The 19,546-nt window shown below is 66.5% G+C and carries 18 protein-coding genes; 7 read left to right on the top strand and 11 right to left on the bottom strand.

Annotated elements, in window-relative coordinates; translation table 11 throughout:
- Positions 1-22: 22 nt before the first annotated feature.
- From AC3IPM_RS16805 to AC3IPM_RS16780, 6 genes are all read right to left on the bottom strand, one after another.
- Positions 23-1,378 (bottom strand): sensor histidine kinase, encoded by a 1,356-nt coding sequence (locus AC3IPM_RS16805; RefSeq protein ID WP_489301385.1) that lies wholly within the window; start codon positions 1,376-1,378, stop codon positions 23-25.
- Positions 1,375-2,715, bottom strand: a complete 1,341-nt coding sequence (locus tag AC3IPM_RS16800; RefSeq protein ID WP_489301384.1) for a sigma-54-dependent transcriptional regulator — start codon at positions 2,713-2,715, stop codon at positions 1,375-1,377. The genes AC3IPM_RS16805 and AC3IPM_RS16800 overlap by 4 nt, the downstream gene beginning before the upstream one ends.
- Positions 2,716-2,852: 137 nt before the next feature.
- Positions 2,853-4,073, bottom strand: coding sequence for an ABC transporter permease (locus AC3IPM_RS16795; RefSeq protein WP_489301383.1), 1,221 nt, complete (start codon positions 4,071-4,073; stop codon positions 2,853-2,855).
- Between the two features lie 16 nt (positions 4,074-4,089).
- The gene (locus AC3IPM_RS16790; protein WP_489301382.1) at positions 4,090-5,394 is read right to left on the bottom strand and encodes an ABC transporter permease; all 1,305 of its coding nucleotides are present in this window, start codon (positions 5,392-5,394) and stop codon (positions 4,090-4,092) included.
- Between the two features lie 7 nt (positions 5,395-5,401).
- Positions 5,402-6,121, bottom strand: a complete 720-nt coding sequence (locus AC3IPM_RS16785; RefSeq protein WP_489301381.1) for an ABC transporter ATP-binding protein — start codon at positions 6,119-6,121, stop codon at positions 5,402-5,404.
- A 33-nt stretch (positions 6,122-6,154) separates the two neighbouring features.
- Positions 6,155-7,423 (bottom strand): efflux RND transporter periplasmic adaptor subunit, encoded by a 1,269-nt coding sequence (locus AC3IPM_RS16780; RefSeq protein ID WP_489301380.1) that lies wholly within the window; start codon positions 7,421-7,423, stop codon positions 6,155-6,157.
- Between the two features lie 204 nt (positions 7,424-7,627).
- Here AC3IPM_RS16780 and glmS point away from each other — a divergent pair, with 204 nt between their 5' ends.
- From glmS to AC3IPM_RS16765, 3 genes are all read left to right on the top strand, one after another.
- Complete coding sequence (gene glmS, locus AC3IPM_RS16775) at positions 7,628-9,469, top strand: glutamine--fructose-6-phosphate transaminase (isomerizing) (RefSeq protein WP_489301379.1); 1,842 nt, start codon at positions 7,628-7,630, stop codon at positions 9,467-9,469.
- 368 nt (positions 9,470-9,837) lie between these two features.
- Positions 9,838-10,269 (top strand): CBS domain-containing protein, encoded by a 432-nt coding sequence (locus AC3IPM_RS16770; RefSeq protein ID WP_489301378.1) that lies wholly within the window; start codon positions 9,838-9,840, stop codon positions 10,267-10,269.
- Between the two features lie 68 nt (positions 10,270-10,337).
- Positions 10,338-10,628 (top strand): hypothetical protein, encoded by a 291-nt coding sequence (locus AC3IPM_RS16765; RefSeq protein ID WP_489301377.1) that lies wholly within the window; start codon positions 10,338-10,340, stop codon positions 10,626-10,628.
- A gap of 49 nt (positions 10,629-10,677) precedes the next feature.
- On the opposite strand, the gene AC3IPM_RS16760 is transcribed toward AC3IPM_RS16765, so the two are convergent.
- Together AC3IPM_RS16760 and gloA are read right to left on the bottom strand one after the other, a co-directional pair.
- Positions 10,678-11,106 carry a VOC family protein gene (locus tag AC3IPM_RS16760; protein WP_489301376.1) on the bottom strand — a complete coding sequence of 143 codons (429 nt, stop codon included), beginning with the start codon at positions 11,104-11,106 and terminating at the stop codon, positions 10,678-10,680.
- 106 nt (positions 11,107-11,212) lie between these two features.
- The gene (gloA, locus tag AC3IPM_RS16755) at positions 11,213-11,740 is read right to left on the bottom strand and encodes a lactoylglutathione lyase (RefSeq protein WP_489301374.1); all 528 of its coding nucleotides are present in this window, start codon (positions 11,738-11,740) and stop codon (positions 11,213-11,215) included.
- Positions 11,741-12,178: 438 nt separating this feature from the next.
- Here gloA and AC3IPM_RS16750 point away from each other — a divergent pair, with 438 nt between their 5' ends.
- The 4 genes from AC3IPM_RS16750 to AC3IPM_RS16735 all read left to right on the top strand — a co-directional run bounded on the left by AC3IPM_RS16750 (position 12,179) and on the right by AC3IPM_RS16735 (position 17,983).
- Positions 12,179-12,586: a CopL family metal-binding regulatory protein gene (locus AC3IPM_RS16750; RefSeq protein ID WP_489301372.1), complete on the top strand. Its 408-nt coding sequence runs from the start codon at positions 12,179-12,181 to the stop codon at positions 12,584-12,586.
- Between the two features lie 102 nt (positions 12,587-12,688).
- Positions 12,689-15,397 (top strand): TonB-dependent receptor, encoded by a 2,709-nt coding sequence (locus AC3IPM_RS16745; protein WP_489301370.1) that lies wholly within the window; start codon positions 12,689-12,691, stop codon positions 15,395-15,397.
- Between the two features lie 58 nt (positions 15,398-15,455).
- The gene (locus AC3IPM_RS16740; protein WP_489301368.1) at positions 15,456-16,148 is read left to right on the top strand and encodes a PepSY domain-containing protein; all 693 of its coding nucleotides are present in this window, start codon (positions 15,456-15,458) and stop codon (positions 16,146-16,148) included.
- Positions 16,145-17,983 (top strand): PepSY domain-containing protein, encoded by a 1,839-nt coding sequence (locus AC3IPM_RS16735; RefSeq protein WP_489301366.1) that lies wholly within the window; start codon positions 16,145-16,147, stop codon positions 17,981-17,983. The genes AC3IPM_RS16740 and AC3IPM_RS16735 overlap by 4 nt, the downstream gene beginning before the upstream one ends.
- Before the next feature lie 43 nt (positions 17,984-18,026).
- On the opposite strand, the gene AC3IPM_RS16730 is transcribed toward AC3IPM_RS16735, so the two are convergent.
- The 3 genes from AC3IPM_RS16730 to AC3IPM_RS16720 form a co-directional block, all read right to left on the bottom strand.
- On the bottom strand, positions 18,027-18,539 hold the full coding sequence (locus AC3IPM_RS16730; protein WP_489304189.1) for a DUF411 domain-containing protein: 513 nt from the start codon (positions 18,537-18,539) through the stop codon (positions 18,027-18,029).
- A 73-nt stretch (positions 18,540-18,612) separates the two neighbouring features.
- Complete coding sequence (locus tag AC3IPM_RS16725) at positions 18,613-18,915, bottom strand: EF-hand domain-containing protein (RefSeq protein ID WP_489301364.1); 303 nt, start codon at positions 18,913-18,915, stop codon at positions 18,613-18,615.
- Positions 18,916-19,102: 187 nt separating this feature from the next.
- Complete coding sequence (locus tag AC3IPM_RS16720; protein ID WP_489301362.1) at positions 19,103-19,462, bottom strand: CopL family metal-binding regulatory protein; 360 nt, start codon at positions 19,460-19,462, stop codon at positions 19,103-19,105.
- Positions 19,463-19,546 lie beyond the last annotated feature (84 nt).

Raw genomic sequence — 19,546 nt, 5'->3', positions numbered from 1 at the left:
TAATGCCGGCCGTCGGCCGGCATTACGCAGGGGTGGCGGGCAGGAATATCGCCACGCAGAGCCCGCCTTCGCGGCGGTTCTGCAGTGAAATCCGCCCGCCGTGTGCTTCGACGATCTCGCGGGTCAACGCCAGCCCCAGTCCGGTGCCGTTGCGCTTGGTGGAATAGAACGGCATCAGCGCGTTCTGCAGCACCTGCTCGTTCATGCCCTTGCCGCGGTCCAGGATTTCCAGCCGCAGCCACTGCGGCAACCGGGTCAGGCGCAGTTCGACATCGTCGGTGGGCGGCTCGGCTTCGCCGCAGGCCTCGTGTGCGTTCTTCAGCAGGTTGAGCAGCGCCTGGCCGAGCTGGGCGATGTCCACGCGGCTGTGCAGGTCGTCGGGGATATCGGCCATGCGGAACGGAATCTGGTGCTGCAGGCTGGTCAGGAACTGCAGCCACTGCACGTTCTGCAGCTGCGGCTGCGGCAGCTTGGCGAAGCGCGCGTAGCCGCGGATGAAGCCTTCCAGATGGCGGGCACGGTCTTCGATGGTGGCGAACACTTCTTCGAGCCGTTCGGTCTTACCACGCCGGACCAGCTCGCCCCCGGAGTGCGCCAACGAGGCGATCGGTGCCAGCGAGTTGTTCAACTCATGGCTGATCACCCGGATCACCTTCTTCCAGGTCTGCACTTCCTGGCGGCGCAACTCGGCCGTCAGCAGGCGGATCAGCAGCAGATCGTGCGGCCGGCCGTTGAGATGGAAGTTGCGCCGCGACAGGTGATACACCTGCTCGTCTTCGCCTTCTTCATCGACATCCTCCTCGCGGATCGCAAACAGGCTGTCGCCACCGCGCGTGATCGCATCGCGCAACTCCTGCGGCATCGTTTCCAGCACGTCCTGCATGCGCTGGCCTTCCAGCTTCCAGCCGTTGTGCAGCAGCTTGCGCGCGGCCAGGTTGGAGAACACCACGCGCTGGATGCCATCGCCGCCATTGGCCAGCAGCAACATCGACACCGGCGTGTTCTGCACCATCGTATCGAGCAGCAGCTCGCGCTGGACCAGGCCCTGGCGCTGCTCGCGCAGCACGTCGCCGAGCTCGCGATGGGCCTGCACCAGATCGCCCAGCTCATCGTTGCCGGGCCAGTACACGCCGAAGTTGTACTCGCCGTCGCGGTAGCTGCTGGTGGTGCCCGACAACGCCCGCAGCAGCGAGCGCACCGGTTCGGTGGCACGGCGCAGGCTCCACCACATCAATGCCAGCAGCGTGACCGTGGAAATGCCGGTGATCACCCAGCCATGGTCCAGCCAGTACGCCAGCAGCCACGGCAACGCGGCAGCCAGCGCCAGCACCGGCAGCAGGCGCAGGAACAGGCGGGTGGTGAAGGAGCCCCGCTTCATTCGCGGGGGATGCCGTAGCGGTCCATGCGCCGATACAGCGCCTGCCGGCTCAGTCCGAGCTCGGCGGCGGCCTGGGCGATGATGCCGTGGTTGCGTACCAGCGTCGCTTCGATCCGCTGGCGATCCGGATCCACGCCGGGCGAGGCCGCGCGCGGCGCCGGTGCGCGCGGCAGGTTGAGGTCGCCGACATCGATGCGCGGGCCACTGGCCAGCAGCTCGGCGCGCTGGATGACGTTGCGCAGTTCGCGCACGTTGCCCGGCCAGGGATGGCGTTGCAACGCACTGGCGGCGGCTGCGGTCAGCGGCTTGCCGGCCACCAGGAAGCGCTCGGCCAGCGGCAGGATGTCGCCGGGCCGCTCGGCCAACGGCGGCAGTGCAAGCTCGACGGTGTTGAGACGGTAGTAAAGGTCTTCGCGGAAGGTGCCGTCGCGGATCATCGCGGGCAGGTCGGCGTTGGTGGCGCTGATGACGCGGACTTTGACCTGGCGTTCGCGATTGGAACCCAGCCGCTCGAAGCGTCCGGTTTCCAGCACGCGCAGCAGTTTCATCTGCCCGCCCAGCGACAGGTTGCCGATTTCATCGAGGAACAGGGTGCCGCCATCGGCGGCGTCGAACTTGCCCTCACGGGCCTTGTTCGCGCCGGTGTAGGCACCGGCCTCGCTGCCGAACAGTTCGGCTTCGATCAGTTCGGAAGGAATCGCACCGCAGTTGAGCGCGACGAACGCGCCCTTGGCCACCAGCGAGTTGGCCTGGATGATCTCGGCGATCTTTTCCTTGCCCGCGCCGTTGGGGCCGGTGATCAGTACCGGCAGTTCCGAGCGTGCGACCTGGCAGGCCAGGCTGACCACACGTTCGCTGGCCGGGTCGGCCACCACCGCGCCACGCAGGTCGTAGCGTGCTTCCAGTGCGTTGCGGTTGCGCTGCTCACGGTCGCGGCGACGGTCCAGCTCGCGCCGGGTTTCAGACAGTTCCAGCAGGTTGTTGACCGTGGTCAGCAGCTTGCGGTCATCCCAGGGTTTGGCCAGGTAGTCGGCGGCGCCGGCCTTGACCAGGTCCACCGCGCTGCTGAGCTGGGTCCAGGCAGTGAGCAGGATCACCGGCAGGTCCGGGTGACGGCTGCGGATCTGCTGGAACAGGGCTTCGCCCTCCTCACCGGAGGTGGTGTCCTCGGTGAAGTTCATGTCCTGGATGACCAGGTCCACCGGCTGCTGTTCCAGCATCGCCAGCCCGGCATCGGGCGACAGCGCGTGCAGCGCGTCGATGTCGTGCAGCGAGAACAGCACTTCCAGTGCGGTCCCGACGCTGGCGTTGTCGTCAATGATCAGAATCGAAGGCATGCGGCAGCGAAAGAGGCAAGGGAAGGGTCAAGAGTACCGGAGCGCCGGGCCGGCGGGCAGGGTGCCCGCCGGCGGCACGTCAACGCCGGGGCGGCGGTGGCGCTGCGGGCGGGGCCGGGGCACGCAGCGGACGCACCTCAGGCGCTCCGGGTCGCGACGGCCGGTGGCACCGCCGCGGCGCGGTGGGCCGGGCCGAACACGGCGATCTGACCCAGCAGCCACAGCAGTACCGCACCGACGGGCAGGTAGAAGATCGGCATGCGCGGCAGCTCGTAGTTGTTCATCAGGTACAGGTTGATGGTGTAGGCCATCAGCATGCCCAGCACGATACCAACCGTGGCCAGCAGGAAGTTCTCGGTCTGGAAGTAGCGCAGGATCTGCCCGCGGGTGGCGCCCAGCGCACGTCGGATACCGATCTGCTTGGTCCGCTGCTGCACCCAGAAGCTGGCCAGGCCGACGATGCCCAGGGCGGTCACCACCAGCAGCGCCACGCACACGGTGATCAGCAGGCCGACCATCGCACGGTCGTTGGCGAAGTACTTCTCGCGCTGCTCCTGATAGGTGAGTTTGGCCCGGACCAGGCGGCTCGGATCCACCCGTTCCAGTGCGGTGACGGCGGCCTTGATCACTTCATCGCGACGCGCAGGGTCGGTGACGCGGATCACGTAGAAGCCATCGTCATAGCCCACGCGCAGCGGCAACAGCAACGAGTAGCGGGTGTCGGCGTTGCGGTTGGTGGGACGCGCCAGCTCCTTGACCACGCCGACCACGCGCATTGGCATGCGCCCGGAGTACACGGTCTTGCCCACTGCCTCTGCGCCCGGGAACATCTTCTCGGCGGCAGCCTGGGTCAGGATCACCGAGGAGCCCTTGTCGACGACCTTCTCATCGGCCATGGCGTCCTGCAGGTCGCGATGTTCGTCGGCCTCGAAGTCACGTCCTGCAACCAGTGACAGGCCCAGGGTGTCCAACGTGCCTTCACTGGAGAAGTACTGCGAGGCGTTGAGGGTCGGCCGTTCCTGGTCGGGGGTCAAGGACAGGCTGGTGTTCCAGGACCCGTTGCGGAACGGCAGCTGGTTGAGCGTCACCGCATTCTTGACGCCGGGGATGCTGCGCAGGGCGGCCAGGTCCTCGCGGGTTCGCGCAGGTACGTTGACCTGCTTGCCGATGCCGCCGAGACGGACTTCGATCAGTTCGCTTTCGGCGATGCCGCTGGGTTGGCTGATTTTCTCGATGCGCTGGCCGATCAGGAACAGCGCGTTGCAGACGATCGCGCAGGTCAGCGCGATCTCCAGCACGATCAGTGCCGCGGCGGTCTTGTGCCGGCGCAGGGTGGTGAGGATGGGGCGGATATCCATGATGTGCTCCGGATCCTTACTGCGATTTGAGTTGGATGGCGGGGGCGACCTGCATGGCGCGCAGCGCCGGCAGGAACCCGGCCAACAGGCTGGCGAGCATGGTCAGTGCGAAGGTCACCAGCAGCATCTGTGCGTCCAGCGTGGCCAGCTTGGCGTAGTCCACCGGCTGCTGACGCACCGCATACAGCCCCAGCATCGCCAGACCGAGGCCCAGCACACCGCCGGCCAGGCCGACCGTGCCGGCTTCGACCAGCGACTGCAGGAAGATCTGCGCGCGGCTGGCACCGAGTGCACGGCGCACGCCGATCTCGCCACTGCGGCGCAGGAACTTGGCCAGCAGCAGGCCCACGGTGTTGATCAGGCAGACCAGCAGGAAGCCCATGGCCAGCCACAGCTGCAGGCGCACGTCACCGGGCACCACCTGCTTGTAGTCCAGCCACTCCATGACGTTGCGCAGGCGGATGTTGTTGGGGCGTTCGAAGCGGCCCGCCGCGCGCTGCTGCGTGGAGTAGTTGTCCAGATAAGCGCGGTAGTCGGACGCCTGGCCGGGGTTGTCCAGCTCCACCCAGTACTGGATCCAGGTGCACTTGGCGTTGAGCGAGACCGGGTCGGTTTCATTGCTGCGACCGAAGCAATCCATGTTGCCGCTGCGGCCGAATTTCAGGTCCATCGCGGTGGAGAAGGGAACGAACACGTCCTCGCTGTCGCCGTACTTGCCGGTCTCCAGGTCATAGAAGTGCGGGTTCGGGTTCCAGGCATCGAGCACGCCGACCACGGTGAAGGAATGGCCATCCATGCGCACGGCCTTGCCCACGCTGTTGCCACCGTCGAACAGCTTCTGGTTGAGCGTGCGCGAGATCACCGTGACCCGGCCATGCGCCTCGTCATCGCTCGACTTCCAGCCTTGGCCGTACAGGAAGGGCGTATCGAACATCGGGAAGAAGTCCGCCGCGGTGTAGCGTGCCTCCGTATCGAAGGAGCGCAACGTGCGGCTCTCCGGCTCGATGGTGACGCCGCCGCCGGTCATCATGGCCTGCCGCTTGGCATGCTTCTCGCGCAGCAGCGCTTCGGCATCGAAACGGGTCAGCTGGTCGGCCGGCTCTTCACCGGGCTGGTAACCCAGCATCGGCTGCGGATCCAGCTGCACGCTGAAAATGCGGTTGCTCTTCTGCGGAATCGGGTCGCCGGACAACACGTGGAACACGGTCAGGGTGGTCATCGATGCGCCGATGCCCAGCGCGATGGCGATCACCATCAGCGCGGTCAGCACCTTGTTGCGCCGGAAGCTGCGCAGGGCCAGACGGAAGTAGTAGGCGAGCATGGTGGCCTCAGTCGTTGACGGTGGCGATCGCGGCACGCGGGGTGCTCAGCGCCGGTTCGCGCAGCAGGTCGGTGGCCTGGCCATCGACGATGTGCACGTTGCGCTGCGCGCGGGCGGCCAGTTCCGGGTCATGGGTGACCATGACGATGGTGGTGCCGGCGGCGTTGATTTCCTCCAGCAGTTCCATCACCCCACGGGCCATCTGGCTGTCCAGGTTGCCGGTCGGTTCATCGGCCAGCAGCAGGCGCGGGCTGCCGGCCAGTGCACGGGCGATGGCCGCACGCTGCTGCTGGCCGCCGGACAGTTCGGAGGGGTAGTGCTTCATCCGCGAGCCCAGGCCGACCTGGCCCAGTGCCTTCTCGATGCGCTGGCGGCGCTCGGCGGCCGGCATGCCGCGGTAACGCAGCGGCACGTCGACGTTGTCGAACAGGTTCAGGTCGGAGATCAGGTTGAAGCCCTGGAAGATGAAGCCGATTTTCTGGTTGCGCAGGCGGCTGCGTGCATCGTCGCCGAGCTTGCTCACGTCCTGGCCGTCGAGCATGTAGGTGCCGCTGGTGAAGGTTTCCAGCAGGCCGGCGATGTTGAGGAAGGTGGTCTTGCCCGAACCGGACGGACCGGTGACGGCGACGAACTCCCCCTCACGAACATGCAGGTCCAACGACCGCAGGGCATGGGTTTCCACCTGTTCGGTACGGAATACTTTGGCAACCGAGCGCATCTCGAGCATGACTGATTTCCTTTGCGGTTCGTTGAAGTTGAATTAGTTGATGGAGACGTGATCGGCATCGCCGAACAGATCGCTGCCCGAGACCACGACGCGATCGCCGGGTTGCAGGCCAGAAAGGATTTCCACTTCGCCCAGGCTGCTGACGCCGAGCTTGACCGGGCGGCGCACCGCGGTGCTACCGTCCATGACGTAGGCCTGGCCGTTGCCCTGTTCGACGAACGGACCGCGTTCAACCTTGATCACATTGCGGCGGGTATCGAGCAGTACGCGCGCCTGCATCCGCTGGCTCTGGCGCAGGCCCTGCGGCTGCTTGTCGGCAAAGCGGATACGCGCGGTGACTTCACCGGCGACCACTTCCGGGGACACGGCCGAAATCTCGCCCGGGAACGGCTGGCCGTTGCCGCTGGTCAGCTGCGCCGGGATGCCCAGCGACAGCTCGCGGGCGAAGCTCTCCGGCACCTTGATTTCGATCTCGAAGCGCGACAGGTCAACCACACCCAGGATCGGCGCGTTGGCGACCACATTCGTGTGCTGGGTAGCCTGGACCTGGCCCACCTGGCCGTCGAACGGCGCGCGCAGGGTCAGGGCATCGACCTGGCGCTCCACTTCGGTCACCACGGCGCGCTGACGGTCGGCCAGCAGGCGCTTGTTGCGCGCATCCAGGTCGGCGCCCTGGGCCTTCAGGGTGGCGTCCTTGCGCGCATGCGCCAGCTGCAGTTCGGACTTCTTGACGGTGTCGGTGGCCTTGGCCACATCCACCTGCGGCACCGCGCCGCCATCGAAGCCGCGCTGGTAGCGCTCCAGGTCGCGCACGGCAGCCTGGCGGTCGATGGTGGCCTGGTCGGTGTCCTTCTGTGCGGTGGCGCGGGCCAGGGTGGCATCCAGCCCGGCGCGGCCGGCTTCGGCTTCCAGGCCGGCCAGGGTGGCCTGTTCCTGGGCCAGCTTGCTGCGCAGTTCCGGGCTGTCGATGACCGCCAGCTCCTGGCCCTGCTTGACCACGTCGCCGGCGACCACCTTCAGGGTCACCGTACCGGCGGAAATGGCGTACAGCACCGGGCTGTTGGCGGCGATCACGCGGCCGTCGGCGGCGATGTCGCGGACCATGTCGCCGCGCTTGACCTCGGCGATGCGGACCCGGGCGCTGTCGAAGGAGCGGCTGGCACCGAGCCAGGCGCGGGCGGCGAAGCCGATTGCCAGCAGCACCACCAGCGCGGCGACCGCCGGCCACAGCCAGCGCTTCCACGGCGCGGCGGTGCTGGCAACGGAGAGTGTCTGGTCCTGGGCGGAAGTGTCGCGGATCATCGGGCTCGTTCGCGGTTGGGTTGCGAAGAAGTAAGCAGGCTCCGTGCCAAGTTTTAGCCATTCAAAATCAATGGGTTGCGATTTGTCCCGGCATGTCCGGGTGTCCGCGGACAGTGCGCCGGACACTTTCGTTAAGCGGACAGCGGCATGCCGGACACAGGGGCCACGCTAGAATGCGGGCCTCGATACCTGGGATCAGAATCTATGTGCGGCATTGTGGGGGCGATCGCGGATCGCGATGTGGTACCGGTACTCATCGAAGGGCTGAAGCGGCTGGAATACCGCGGCTACGACTCCTCCGGCATCGCCGTGCTCGACCAGCGCCAGACCCAGCCGGACCTGCGCCGGGTACGCCGCACCGGGCGCGTGGCCGAGATGGAAAAGGCCGCCGCCAGCGAAGGCTTCGATTCGATGCTCGGTATCGGGCATACCCGCTGGGCCACCCACGGCGGCGTGACCGAGGCCAATGCGCACCCGCACATCAGCCACGGCGTGGCGCTGGTCCACAACGGCATCATCGAGAACCATGAAGAACAGCGCGAGAAGCTGCGCGCGCTGGGCTATGTCTTCGAGTCGCAGACCGACACCGAAGTGATCGCGCATCTGATGCACCACCACCTCAAGGAAGGCGACAGCCTGCTGTCGGCGCTGCAGCGCACGGTCAAGGAACTCACCGGCGCCTACGCGCTGGCGGTGATGAGCCGCGCCGAGCCCGAGCACTTCGTGTGCGCGCGGATGGGTTGCCCGCTGCTGGTCGGCCTGGGCGAGGGTGAGAACTTCGTGGCCTCTGACGTCTCGGCGATCCTCTCGGCCACGCGCAAGGTGATCTTCCTGGAAGAAGGCGATACCGCCGACATCCGCCGCGACGGCGTGCAGGTGTTCGACGAGCACAACCAGCCGGTCGTGCGTGATATCCACCTGTCCGATGTGTCGCTGGCTTCGCTGGAGCTGGGCCCGTACCGCCACTTCATGCAGAAGGAAATCCACGAGCAGCCGCGCGCGCTGGGTGACACCATCGAAGCGGCGATCGACGCCGGTGGTTTCCCGGCCGAACTGTTCGGCAAGAATGCCGAAGCGGTGTTGTCGGGCATCGAAGGCGTGCAGATCATCGCCTGCGGCACCAGCTATTACGCCGGGCTGACCGCGCGGTACTGGATCGAAGGCATCGCCGGGCTGCCGTGCAGCGTGGAGATCGCCAGCGAGTACCGCTACCGCGCCGCGTATGCCAACCCCAAACACCTGATCGTCACCATCTCCCAGTCCGGCGAAACCCTGGACACGATGGAGGCGCTGAAGTACGCCAAATCACTGGGCCACCTGCACACGCTGTCGATCTGCAACGTGCCGGAAAGCGCGATTCCGCGCGCCAGCGAACTGGTCTGCTACACCCGCGCCGGCGCCGAGATCGGCGTGGCCTCGACCAAGGCCTTCACCACCCAGCTGGCCGCGCTGTTCCAGTTGACTGTGGTGCTGGGCAAGCTGCACGGCCGCATCGATGCGGCGCAGGAAGCGGACTACCTGGAGCAGCTGCGTTTCCTGCCCGGCAGCGTGCAGCACGCGCTGAACATGGAGCCGCAGATCGCCGCCTGGGCCGAGCGCTTCGCACGCAAGAGCAGCGCGCTGTTCCTCGGCCGCGGCCTGCACTACCCGATCGCGCTGGAAGGTGCGCTCAAGCTGAAGGAGATCACCTACATCCACGCCGAAGCCTACCCGGCCGGTGAGCTCAAGCACGGGCCGCTGGCGCTGGTGGATGAGGACATGCCGGTGGTGGTGATCGCGCCGAACGACAGCCTGCTGGAGAAGGTGAAATCGAACATGCAGGAAGTGCGTGCGCGTGGCGGCGAACTGTTCGTGTTCGCCGACCAGGACAGCAACTTCGTCGAGTCCGAAGGCGTGCACGTGATCCGCACCCCGCGTCATTCCGGCGTGCTCAGCCCGGTGGTGCACACCATCCCGGTGCAGCTGCTGGCATATCACACCGCCCTGGCGCGCGGCACCGACGTGGACAAGCCGCGTAACCTGGCCAAGAGCGTGACGGTAGAGTAAAGCGACCACCCAAAGGTAGAGCCACCCCATGGGTGGCTGCTCTTGCGTACGGTGCAACGCGCAGCCACCCATGGGGTGGCTCCACCGGCCGTCGGTAACGGAACTTTAGCGGTCCTGGACGCCGGCATTCAGCGACGGTTTTACTCGCGGTGCCATTCTCGGGGTTGTCAGCCGGTTCTACGACGAACCGTCCCAAAAATGCCGACGTTATCGTCCGGGGGCAGTCGTAGAATCGCGTTGATCGAGGCCGCCGCCGAAGGGCTGCAGATGACCTCGTTCGCGATCAAGCATTTCGCCTGTTGATGCACAACACGGACCGGCGAAGTGCGGCATCTTTCGACTTCAGTAGCCTGTAACAGGAAACAAGAATGAACGTCCGCGAACTGCTGCAAACCAAGAAAGAAGCAATTGTCACCATCGATGTGGAAGACACGATCGGTGCTGCCGCGCACAAGATGAGCGCGCACAAGATCGCTGCCCTGGTGGTGATGAAGGACGATGCGCCGGTCCGGATCATTTCGGAGAAGGACATCGTGCGCAGCCTGGCCGAGGATGGCCCCCAGGCAGGTCGGCGGGTGATTTCCAGTTTGTCTTCGGCAGGCCTGGAAGGCATCGCCCCGGATGCGACGCTCAAGCAGGCCATGGCGCTGATGACGTACTCGCGTCACCGCCATCTGATGGTCACCGAAGATGCCAGGCTGGTCGGCATCCTGAGCCTGGGCGATATCGTGAAGAACCTGCTCAGCGAACTCGAGCTGGAGAAGGCCGTGCTGCAGGACATCTACATGGCGGCGCATTGACGCCGAGCGTTGACTGTACGGCGGCGCACAGTGTGCGCCGACGGTACCGGCCGCGGGTCGGTACCTGGTTGCGCCGGCTCCTGCCGGCGCTGCTGTATCTGCTGGTGCCGGTTGCCTATGCGACCACCCAATGCCCGCTCGAAGCGGGCCACAAACCGGAATGGATCGGCTGGCTGGGTATCGTGCTGCTCGGCGCCGGCTTCATCGGCGGGCCCTGCCTGGCCTGGTGGCTATTCACCCGTAGCCGGGGTGCGCGGCTGCACTGGCGCCTGCTCTGCGCGCTGGTCGGGCTGATGCTGATGGCGTGCCTATGGATGGCCGCTGCCGCGATGGCGGGCTATCTGATCATGCTGTGCTGACAGCGGATGCGGCGATGGCATGCCGGCCCGCCGCAGCGCGGGGCGTCCGTTAGAACGTCACCTTCACCGAATCGGCGCTGTAGCTCGCCGGCCCGTGGTACACCACTTCGATGTTGTTGCCATCGGGGTCGATCGCGAAGGCGGCGTAGTAACCCGGGTGATAGGGGCGCTCGCCCGGCGCACCGTTGTCGGTGCCGCCGCTGGCCAGTGCGGCCGTGTGGAAGGCCTCCACGGTGGCGCGGTCGCGTGCCTGGAAGGCCAGATGGTGGCGGCCGGTGAGCTTGCCTGCTGCCGCCTCGCTGTCGGCGCTGGAGACGAACAGTTCGTCCGCCCAGAAGTAGTTCTCGCCTTCACCGGCAATCGGGATGCCGAGGGTGTCCAGCACCGCCTGGTAGAAACGGCGGCTGGCGGCGAGATCCTTGACGACCAGTTGCAGGTGGTCGATCAGGCGGCCGCGATGCAGTTCCATGGTTTCCATGTGCACTCCGTTGGGTTGTCCGGTGCGCAGATATACCACCGTGCCGACGCGCCTGCATGGCGGGCACCGGCCCACGGCCGGTACCCGTGCATCCGCGCGTTCGCGGTCAGGCGATCGGGGTGTTGGAGATGATCTCCACCCAGTAGCCATCCGGGTCCTTGATGAAGGCCAGGTGCTTCATGCGGCCGTCTTCCAGGCGCTTCTGGTAGGGCACCTGCAGGTCATCGAAGCGCGCGCAGGCGGCCTGGATGTCCGGCACCGAGATGCAGATGTGGCCGAAGCCACGCGGGTCGCTGTTGCCGTTGTGGTACACCGCGCTGGCCTGCTTTTCGCTGCCGTGATTGTGGGTGAGTTCCAGCACGCCGGGGATGCCGGCCATCCACACGCGGCGGGCGTCGTCGCCCTCGGGGATCTGCGTGCCGGGCGGCAGCAGGGCCAGGAAGTACAGGCTGAATTCGGCCTCGGGGAAGTCGCGCTGATCGATCAGGCGGAAGCCGAGCACGCCGGTATAGAAGCCCAGCGAGGCGGCGATGTCCTTGACGCGGAGCATGGTGTGGTTGAAGACGAAGCCGGCGGTTTCGGCGGGCACCTGGGCGGCGACGCCGGGGTGGTCAAGTGCAGTGGGGAAGCTCATGTGGGGGGTCCTGTTGCGGTGTAAAGACGGGCGATTCAATCCGTGCCAACAAGTTTACGGATCGCAGGTGACGTGCGGATGCTCCGATGAGCAGGGCGCCTGAAAAGTTGCAGGTGAAACGAGTGGGCGAGGTCGATACGCACCCGTGAAATCACGTGCGAATTCCTGCGAAACCATGCATTGTGGAGGCGAGCGTGGACCTGCGCGCTGACGATGCTGCAGTGCAGGGTGAACGAGGCGCTGGGGACGCGCCGCGACAGATTTACTTCTGCAGGGATGCAGCGCACGGATGCCGTGGGCACGGGGGTTTACGCCCGGCAACGACCGAAAGCACGCGCGTCGGGACCTCCCGGTGATGTGGCGGGAGTTGACGGCGGTCCCTCCGACGCGCTATTCAATATTTGTATATACAAATCACGAGAGGCTGTTGAGCGCGCCATGTCGTACCGCCTGCTGTTGCCACTGCTGCTGATCTGCCTGCTGGGCGCCGATGGCGTGCTCGGCGCATGGGCGAGCACGCGCATGGCCCTGCATGCGATGGCGACCAGCGCAGCGCTGGCCACGGACCAGGGTGGCTTCGCCCAGGAAGCCTGCGATCCGCCCGCGCAGGGCACCCAGCCGGCACCTGCTGCTCATGGTGGCCACGCCAATGCCCCGGACAGCGGCGACGGTACCTGCACCGACCGCGCCGCGTGTGACTGCGTCTGCGTGCTGACCTTCTATCCGCCCTCGGGGACCACGCTGTATGCCAGTCGGCACGCGCCGATTGCGATGGATACCCTGTTCCCGCCGCTGCAGGTACCACCGCGGAAGCTCTCGCGGGTCTTCCGACCTCCCATCGCCTGATCTTGTCGTTCCGGCGTCGATTGGACGCCTGATGTGATCCGCCGTGGCCGACCCGGCCCGCGGATCTTGCCAAATGACAAGACCCCAAGCGGGAGAGAGAACATGTACGTGAAGTCCAATGCCCTGGCCCTGGCCATCGGCACGCTGCTGTGTGCCGGTGTCACCCCGGTGCTGCATGCCCAGCAGAACCCCTCCAGCGATACCGGTGCACGCACGCTGGATACCGTCCAGGTGACCGGCAGCCACATCAAGCGCGCGCAGCTGTCGGGCGTCGGCCCGGTCAGCGTGATCGACGCCGAAACGATCCAGCGCTCCGGTGCCACCTCGGTGGAAACCCTGCTGCAGCGCCTGCCGGCGTCGGCCGGTTTCGCCGGCAGCCAGAGCAACGCCTACTGGGCGGAAAATGGCTATGGCACCACCCAGGTCAACCTGCGTGGCCTGGGCATCAACCGCACGCTGGTGCTGCTCAACGGCCGCCGTATCGTCAACGGCGGTACCGGTGCCAACAGCTCGGTCGACCTCAATGTCATTCCGGTGGCGCTGATCGAGCGGGTTGAAGTATTGAAGGACGGGGCCTCGGCCATCTACGGCGCGGATGCCGTGGCCGGCGTGGTCAACATCATCACCCGCAAGGGTTTCGACGGCGTGCAGGCGTCGGTGCGCTACGGCGAAACCACCCGCGGCGATGGCGATGACACCGCCGTGGACCTGGTCTGGGGAGTGACCGGCGAGCGTGGCACGCTGATGGCCGGTATCAACTATGCCGAAGGCGGCAGCGTCAACATGGCCTCGCGCGCGCCGTGCGGGCTGATTGAATCCGGCGGCAAGCTGGTCTGCTCGGGCAGCTCGGCCACCGTGGGCGGCCGCGCGTTGCTGGCCGATGGTTCGCGGATCAATTTCAGCCAGCAGCCCGGTGATCCCCCGTTCGAGACCTACAACGCGGCCAAGCACAACTACAACGGCAACCCCTCGCTCAATGCAGTCAACCCGATCAAGCGGCTGAGCCTGAGCGTGTTCGGCGACAGCCAGCTCAGCGACAACGTGCGTATGTTCACCGAGCTGATGTACACCAATCGCCAGTCCGATCAGCTGGCCACGTCCGGTGCGCTGGGCGTGTATCGCCCGATCAACATCGCCGCCGATCACCCGACCAACCCGACCGGCCAGGCCCTGCTGCTGCAGCGCCGGCGCCTGGAAGAGGCCGGTGTGCGGCATTTCTCGCAGGAGACCAACACCTACCGCGCCGTCGTCGGGCTGCAGGGGCAGTTCGGCGTGGGCTGGGACTGGTCGGCGGCCTTCAACATGGGCCGCAACACCGGCACGGATGGGTCGGACAACATCGCCAACCTGGATCGCGTCGACCAGACCTTGAACCGCGCGATCTGCAGCCCGTTGCCGGGCGCGGCGATTCCCTGCGGCAACTACCTGGGCTACGGCAACCTGTCCCGCGAAGTACTGGACTACATCCTCTACACCTCGCGCGATACCGGCGGCAACGAGCAGAAGAGCTTCACCGCCAGCCTCAGTGGCCAGATCTTCGAGCTGCCCGCCGGCTGGGTGGGCTTTGCCACCGGTGTGGAAGTACGCAAGGAGCGCGGCTGGCGCAATCCGGATGTGCTGACGGCGCTGGGTATCGGCAACACCAACCAGCAGGATCCGATCTCCGGCGAGTACACCGCCAAGGAAGCCTATGTGGAGCTGGCGGTGCCCCTGCTGCAGGACAGCGTGATCGCTGATTCGCTGTACCTCAACCTGGCGGCGCGTCTGTCGGATTACGATCTGTTCGGACGCGATGTGAACTACAAGGTCGGCCTGGACTGGCAGGTCAATCATGCCTTGAAGGTGCGTGGTACCTATGCCACCGCGTTCCGCATTCCGAATATTCCCGAACTGTTCGGTGGCATCGCCGAGGGCAATCTGACCACCACCGATCCGTGCAGCAGGTGGAGCAGCCTGCCGGGCGATTCGGTGGTGCGGGGCAACTGCCAGGCGGCGGGCGTGCCGGCCAACTACGTGCAGCCGGGCAACACCATCCTGACCACGTCCGGCGGCAACGCGCAGCTGAGCCCGGAAGATGCAACCTCGATCACCGCCGGCGTGGTGTGGACGCCGCAGTTCCTGACCGGGCTGACCCTGACCGCGGACTACTACAACATCCGCATCAAGAACGCGATCCAGCGCGTTGCCGGATCGACCAAACTGGCGATCTGCTACAACACGCCCGGCCTGGCGCATCCGTTCTGCGATGCCAGCAACTTCACCCGCAATCCGCGCACCGGCGAGGTCGATTTCCTGTCCTCGCAACCGGTCAACGCGGCCGACGAACGCGCATCCGGCGTCGATCTCGGCGCGCTGTATGAGTTCAGCGTAGCCGGCCTGACGGCCAGCGTCAGTGCCGATGCGTCCTACCTGCATCGCTACGACGTGCGTCCGTATGCCGGGGCGGCGGTGATCGAGTACGCAGGAAAGATCACCGGGGGTCGTGGCAGCTATGCCAAGTGGCGCGCGCTGGGCGCGTTGAATGTCGCCCGCGATGCGTGGTCGGGAAGCTGGTCGGCGCAGTACATCGGCCGGGCCGACGACATCAACGCCGCGCGTGGCGCCATCGGCGATCACGCACCGAGCGTGGTGTATCACAACCTGCAGGCCAAGTACGCCGCGACCAAGGCGCTTGACCTGACGCTGGGCCTGGACAACGTCTTCAACAAACGGGCCCCCTTCATCCAGAGCTATACCGATGCCAACACCGACACGATGACCTATGACCTGCTGGGTCGTCGCTGGTATGCGCGCATCGGCTATCGCTGGTGATTGAGTGCGTCCCGCCGGTCCGCCGGCGGGACGGCATTCCCGAGAGAGGATGAAGACAATGAAACCCGCATTCTGGGCACGGCGTGCCCACAAATGGATCGGTCTGATCGTAGGCGTGCAGGCGTTGCTGTGGATGCTCAGCGGCGTGTACATGACGGTGGTGCCGCTGGAGGTGATCCACGGCGACCATCTGGCCCATGCGCATGGCGAGGTACTGCAACGGGAGGGCGCGCGTGTTGGCCCTGCCGAGCTGGTGGCGCGCTACCCGGCGCTGCGCGCGTTCCAGCTCAAGCAGGTGCTGGGACGCGAGATGTTCCTGGTGCGCGACAGCACCGGCAGCTTCCGGGTGGATGCCCGCAGTGGTGACCGGCTGCCGCCGTTGGACCGCGACCAGGCCATTGCGCTGGCCCAGTCGCTGTACCAGGGCGATGGCAAGGTCAGCGCGGTGGAATGGATTACCCAGGCCCCGTCGGAAGTAAAGACCCGGCCGGTGCCGATGTGGGCGGTGCGTTTCGCCGACCGCGGCGACACCACGCTGTACCTGTCGCCGGACAGCGGCGATCTGCTGGCCCGCCGACACAGCCTGTGGCGCTGGTTCGATTTCCTGTGGATGTTCCACATCATGGATTACGAGAACCGCACCGACGTCAACAATCTCCTGCTGCGGGTTGCCGCGATCGCGGGCCTTGGGTTCGCGCTGAGTGGCGCCTGGCTGCTGTTCTACAGCTTCCGCACGCGGAGGTCGTCATGACCCCGTGGATGCGCAGGCTGCACAAATGGGTGGGGTTGATCGTCGGCCTGCAGTTCCTGCTCTGGCTGGGCAGTGGCCTGATGATGAGCCTGCTGGACCCGCAGAAAATCAAGGGCAGCGCGCAGCGCGCCCCTGCGCCCGCCGCACCCGCATGGCCCGCGGCGACGTTGGCACCGGGCGACGCCCTGCGCGCGGCCCGCAACCCGGCGGCCACGCTGGATACCGGCTGGTTGCTGGAGCGGCCGGTATATCGACTGCTGTCGCCCGAAGGCAGCGAGGTGATCGATGCCTATACCGGCCGGCGCATCGAGATCGACCCACGTTGGGCACTACGCCTGGCGCAGGCGTCGTATCGCGGGACCGGATTGGCGGCCACGCCGGTGCATCTGGACAGCACGCTGGAAACACGCGCCCATCCTGATCCGGTCTGGCGGGTGGACTTCGCTGATGACGTCGATACGACGGTGTACGTCTCGGCGCAGAGCGGTGAGGTACTGGAGCATCGCAACGCCACCTGGCGCCTGTTCGATGTGTTCTGGATGCTGCACATCATGGATTACACCCACCGCGCCAATTTCAACAATCCGATCGTGGTGGGTATGGGCATCGGTGGACTGTGGCTGTCGCTGACCGGCATCTGGTTGCTGGTGGCAAGCTTCCATCTGCGTGAGTTCATTCCGCGGCGCTGGCGGCGTCGGCGCCAGGTGGCGGTGTTTGCCCCGGGCGGTGCGCTGCTGCGTACGGTAGCTGCCGCCAGCGGGGACAGCGTGTATCTGGCGCTGTCGCGCGAGGGCATCCAGCTGCCGTCCAACTGCGGGGGTGGCCAGAGCTGTGGGTTGTGCGAGGTACGCGTGCGCGGTACTGCAGCACAGGCCACGGCGGCGGATCGCGCGCATCTGCCGGCGGCCAAGGTCAAGGTGGGATGCCGCCTGGCCTGCAATGTGTCGGTGGATGAGGATCTGGAGATCGAAGTGGCCGGTGGTGCCAGCCTGTGGACCGAGTACACCGCGACGGTGGAGAAGGTGGAGGCGGTGACCCCCTTCCTGCGTGAGATCCACCTGCGTCCGGATCATCCGGCCGATGCGCAGTTCCAGCCCGGCTGCTACCTGCAGCTGCATGTCCCCGCGTACGAGCTGGCACGCAGCACCCTGTGGCATCCCGATGCGCATCGGCAGGATTGGGATGCGCTGGCGTTGCCGGCGAAACTGCAGAACCGCAGCGCGGTGCGTCGTTCGTACTCGCTGTCGCTGCCGGTGAACGATGCGCAGGGGCGCCTGCAGTTGCTGGCGCGCTTCAGTCCCGGCTGGCACGAACAGAAGCGGCATCCCCCCGGCAAGGGGTCGACCTATCTCTACACCCTGCGCGAAGGCGATCGCGTGCGCTTCAGCGGGCCGTTCGGCGACTTCGCGCTGAGCGGGGTGCAGCGTGAGAAGGTCTTCGTGGGCGCTGGTGCGGGCATGGCCCCGTTGCGCGCAATGATCCACCAGCGCCTGGGCGAAGGCGGGCAGGAGCGTATCCACTACTGGTATGGCGCCAGGAACGCGCGCGACTGTCCGTACGACCCGCAGATGCAGGCGCTGGCGCAGCGCCACCCGAACTTCAGCTGGCACCCGGTGTGGTCGGACCCGGCCGGTGGCGCGGGGACTGCGGCGGGCGAGGTCGGTGGCCATGTGCACGAGGTGATGCACGCACGCCTGTTGCAGCAGCATCCGGATCTGGCTGCGTGTGAGTTCTATCTGTGCGGCCCGCCGGCGATGTTGGCGGCGACACGCCAGCTGTTGCAGCGGTTGGGCGTGGACGAGGCGCGCATCGCCTACGACGACTTCAAGATCTGAATGGCCACGCCCTGCCGGCGGTGTGCCGGCAGGGCGGTGGGTATCAGGGGTGTTCGGAGAACCCGCGAACCTCACCCCCTGCTTCCAGCAGGCCCACCGTGAAGGGTTGGGTGTAGCCATCCGGCGATTCCATGCCGGGCGAGCCGATCGGCATGCCGGGCAGCACCAGACCACGTCCCTGCGGGCGTTCAGCCAGCAGACGCTGGATATCGGCGACCGGCACATGCCCTTCGACCACGTAACCGTCGACCTCGGCGGTATGGCAGGACTGCATCTCGGCAGGGATGCCGAGGCGCTGCTTGATCGCAGCCATGTCGTCGGTATCGTTCACGCGCACCGGGAAGCCGGCCTTGCGGACGTGCTCGACCCAGACGCCGCAGCAGCCGCAATCCGGGCTCTTGTACACCGTGACCAGGGGCAGGGATGTCGTCGCAGGTGTCGCAGGCGTTGCAGGCGGTGACGGAGTGGCGGCCACGCTGGCGCCGTCAGCGGCATTGCAGGCACTGACCAGCAGGGTGGTGCTGAGCAGCCATGCGGCGGAAACAGTGATTCTCATAAAGCGTTTCATGAAGCGGGGTTCCTTGCAGAATGCCGCGCACGGCCGTGTGTGCCGTGCGCGGACAGTAGGGTCACAGCATGCTCATGCCGGCATCGAATTCCTTCGCATCGAGCTTGCCGTCGCGGTTGCGATCACTCATGGCGAAGTGCGGCAGCAGCGGGTGCGTGCTGGGCAGCTCGCTGCGCACGATGAAGCCATCGCCGTTCTTGTCGAGCTGCTTGAACGCGGCTGCGTGCTTGCTTGCCGGCGCTACTGCAGCAGCCGGTGCGTTGTGGCCGGCATGCGGATCGTGTGCGGCGTGCGTGTGCTGCGCCATCACGGTGGGCGCGCAGGCAAGCAGGGTGGTAACGGCCAGTACGGTGTAGAGGCGCATGGAAATCCTTGGAAATGAATGGGAAGACGTTGGGCGGCGCAGGGCTGCAGGCGCGCGGACGACGGCATGCCGTCCGGAACGATCAGGCGCGGGGCGGGATCGGATCCGGGCAGGGGCAGTGGCTGACATCGCGGCGTGCAGCGTTTACGTACGCAGCGCCGTCGGGTGGTGCGTCGCCGGCGTGGGCTCAGGCGATGGGGGGGCGGATCAGACGATCCGGCACCGTGCTGGCCACCGCGGCCTGCGCCGGCAGTGCTGCATCGATCCGGGCAACACCGGCCAGCAACGGCAGCAGCGCCGGGGTCACGGCGGTGCCGTGCTGGGGGCACTCGCAGTGCTTGCCATCGCCGCACCCGGCGCTGGGCGCGGGATGCCCGCTGTCGCGGTCGGCGTGCAGGCCCGGAACCACGTCATCACAGCCGCGCGGTTCGGCACTGCCGATGGCCACGTGTGCCGGCATCGCCATCGCCGTGGTGGCCCACGCCGACCCGACCGCACTGGCGATCAGGGTCAGGCACAACAGCAGGGGCAGCAGAATGCGGCGCAAAATCGTGGCGGGTGTGGGTCCGGGATCGGCCCACACCATAGCATTGCCCCGCGCGGAACATGGCCGCGCCGGTGCCCGCCGGGC

This window comes from Stenotrophomonas sp. GL_111 (genome assembly GCF_057835245.1).
The sequence above is the reverse complement of the archived record's forward strand: the minus strand, read 5'-3'. Positions and strand labels throughout refer to the sequence as shown.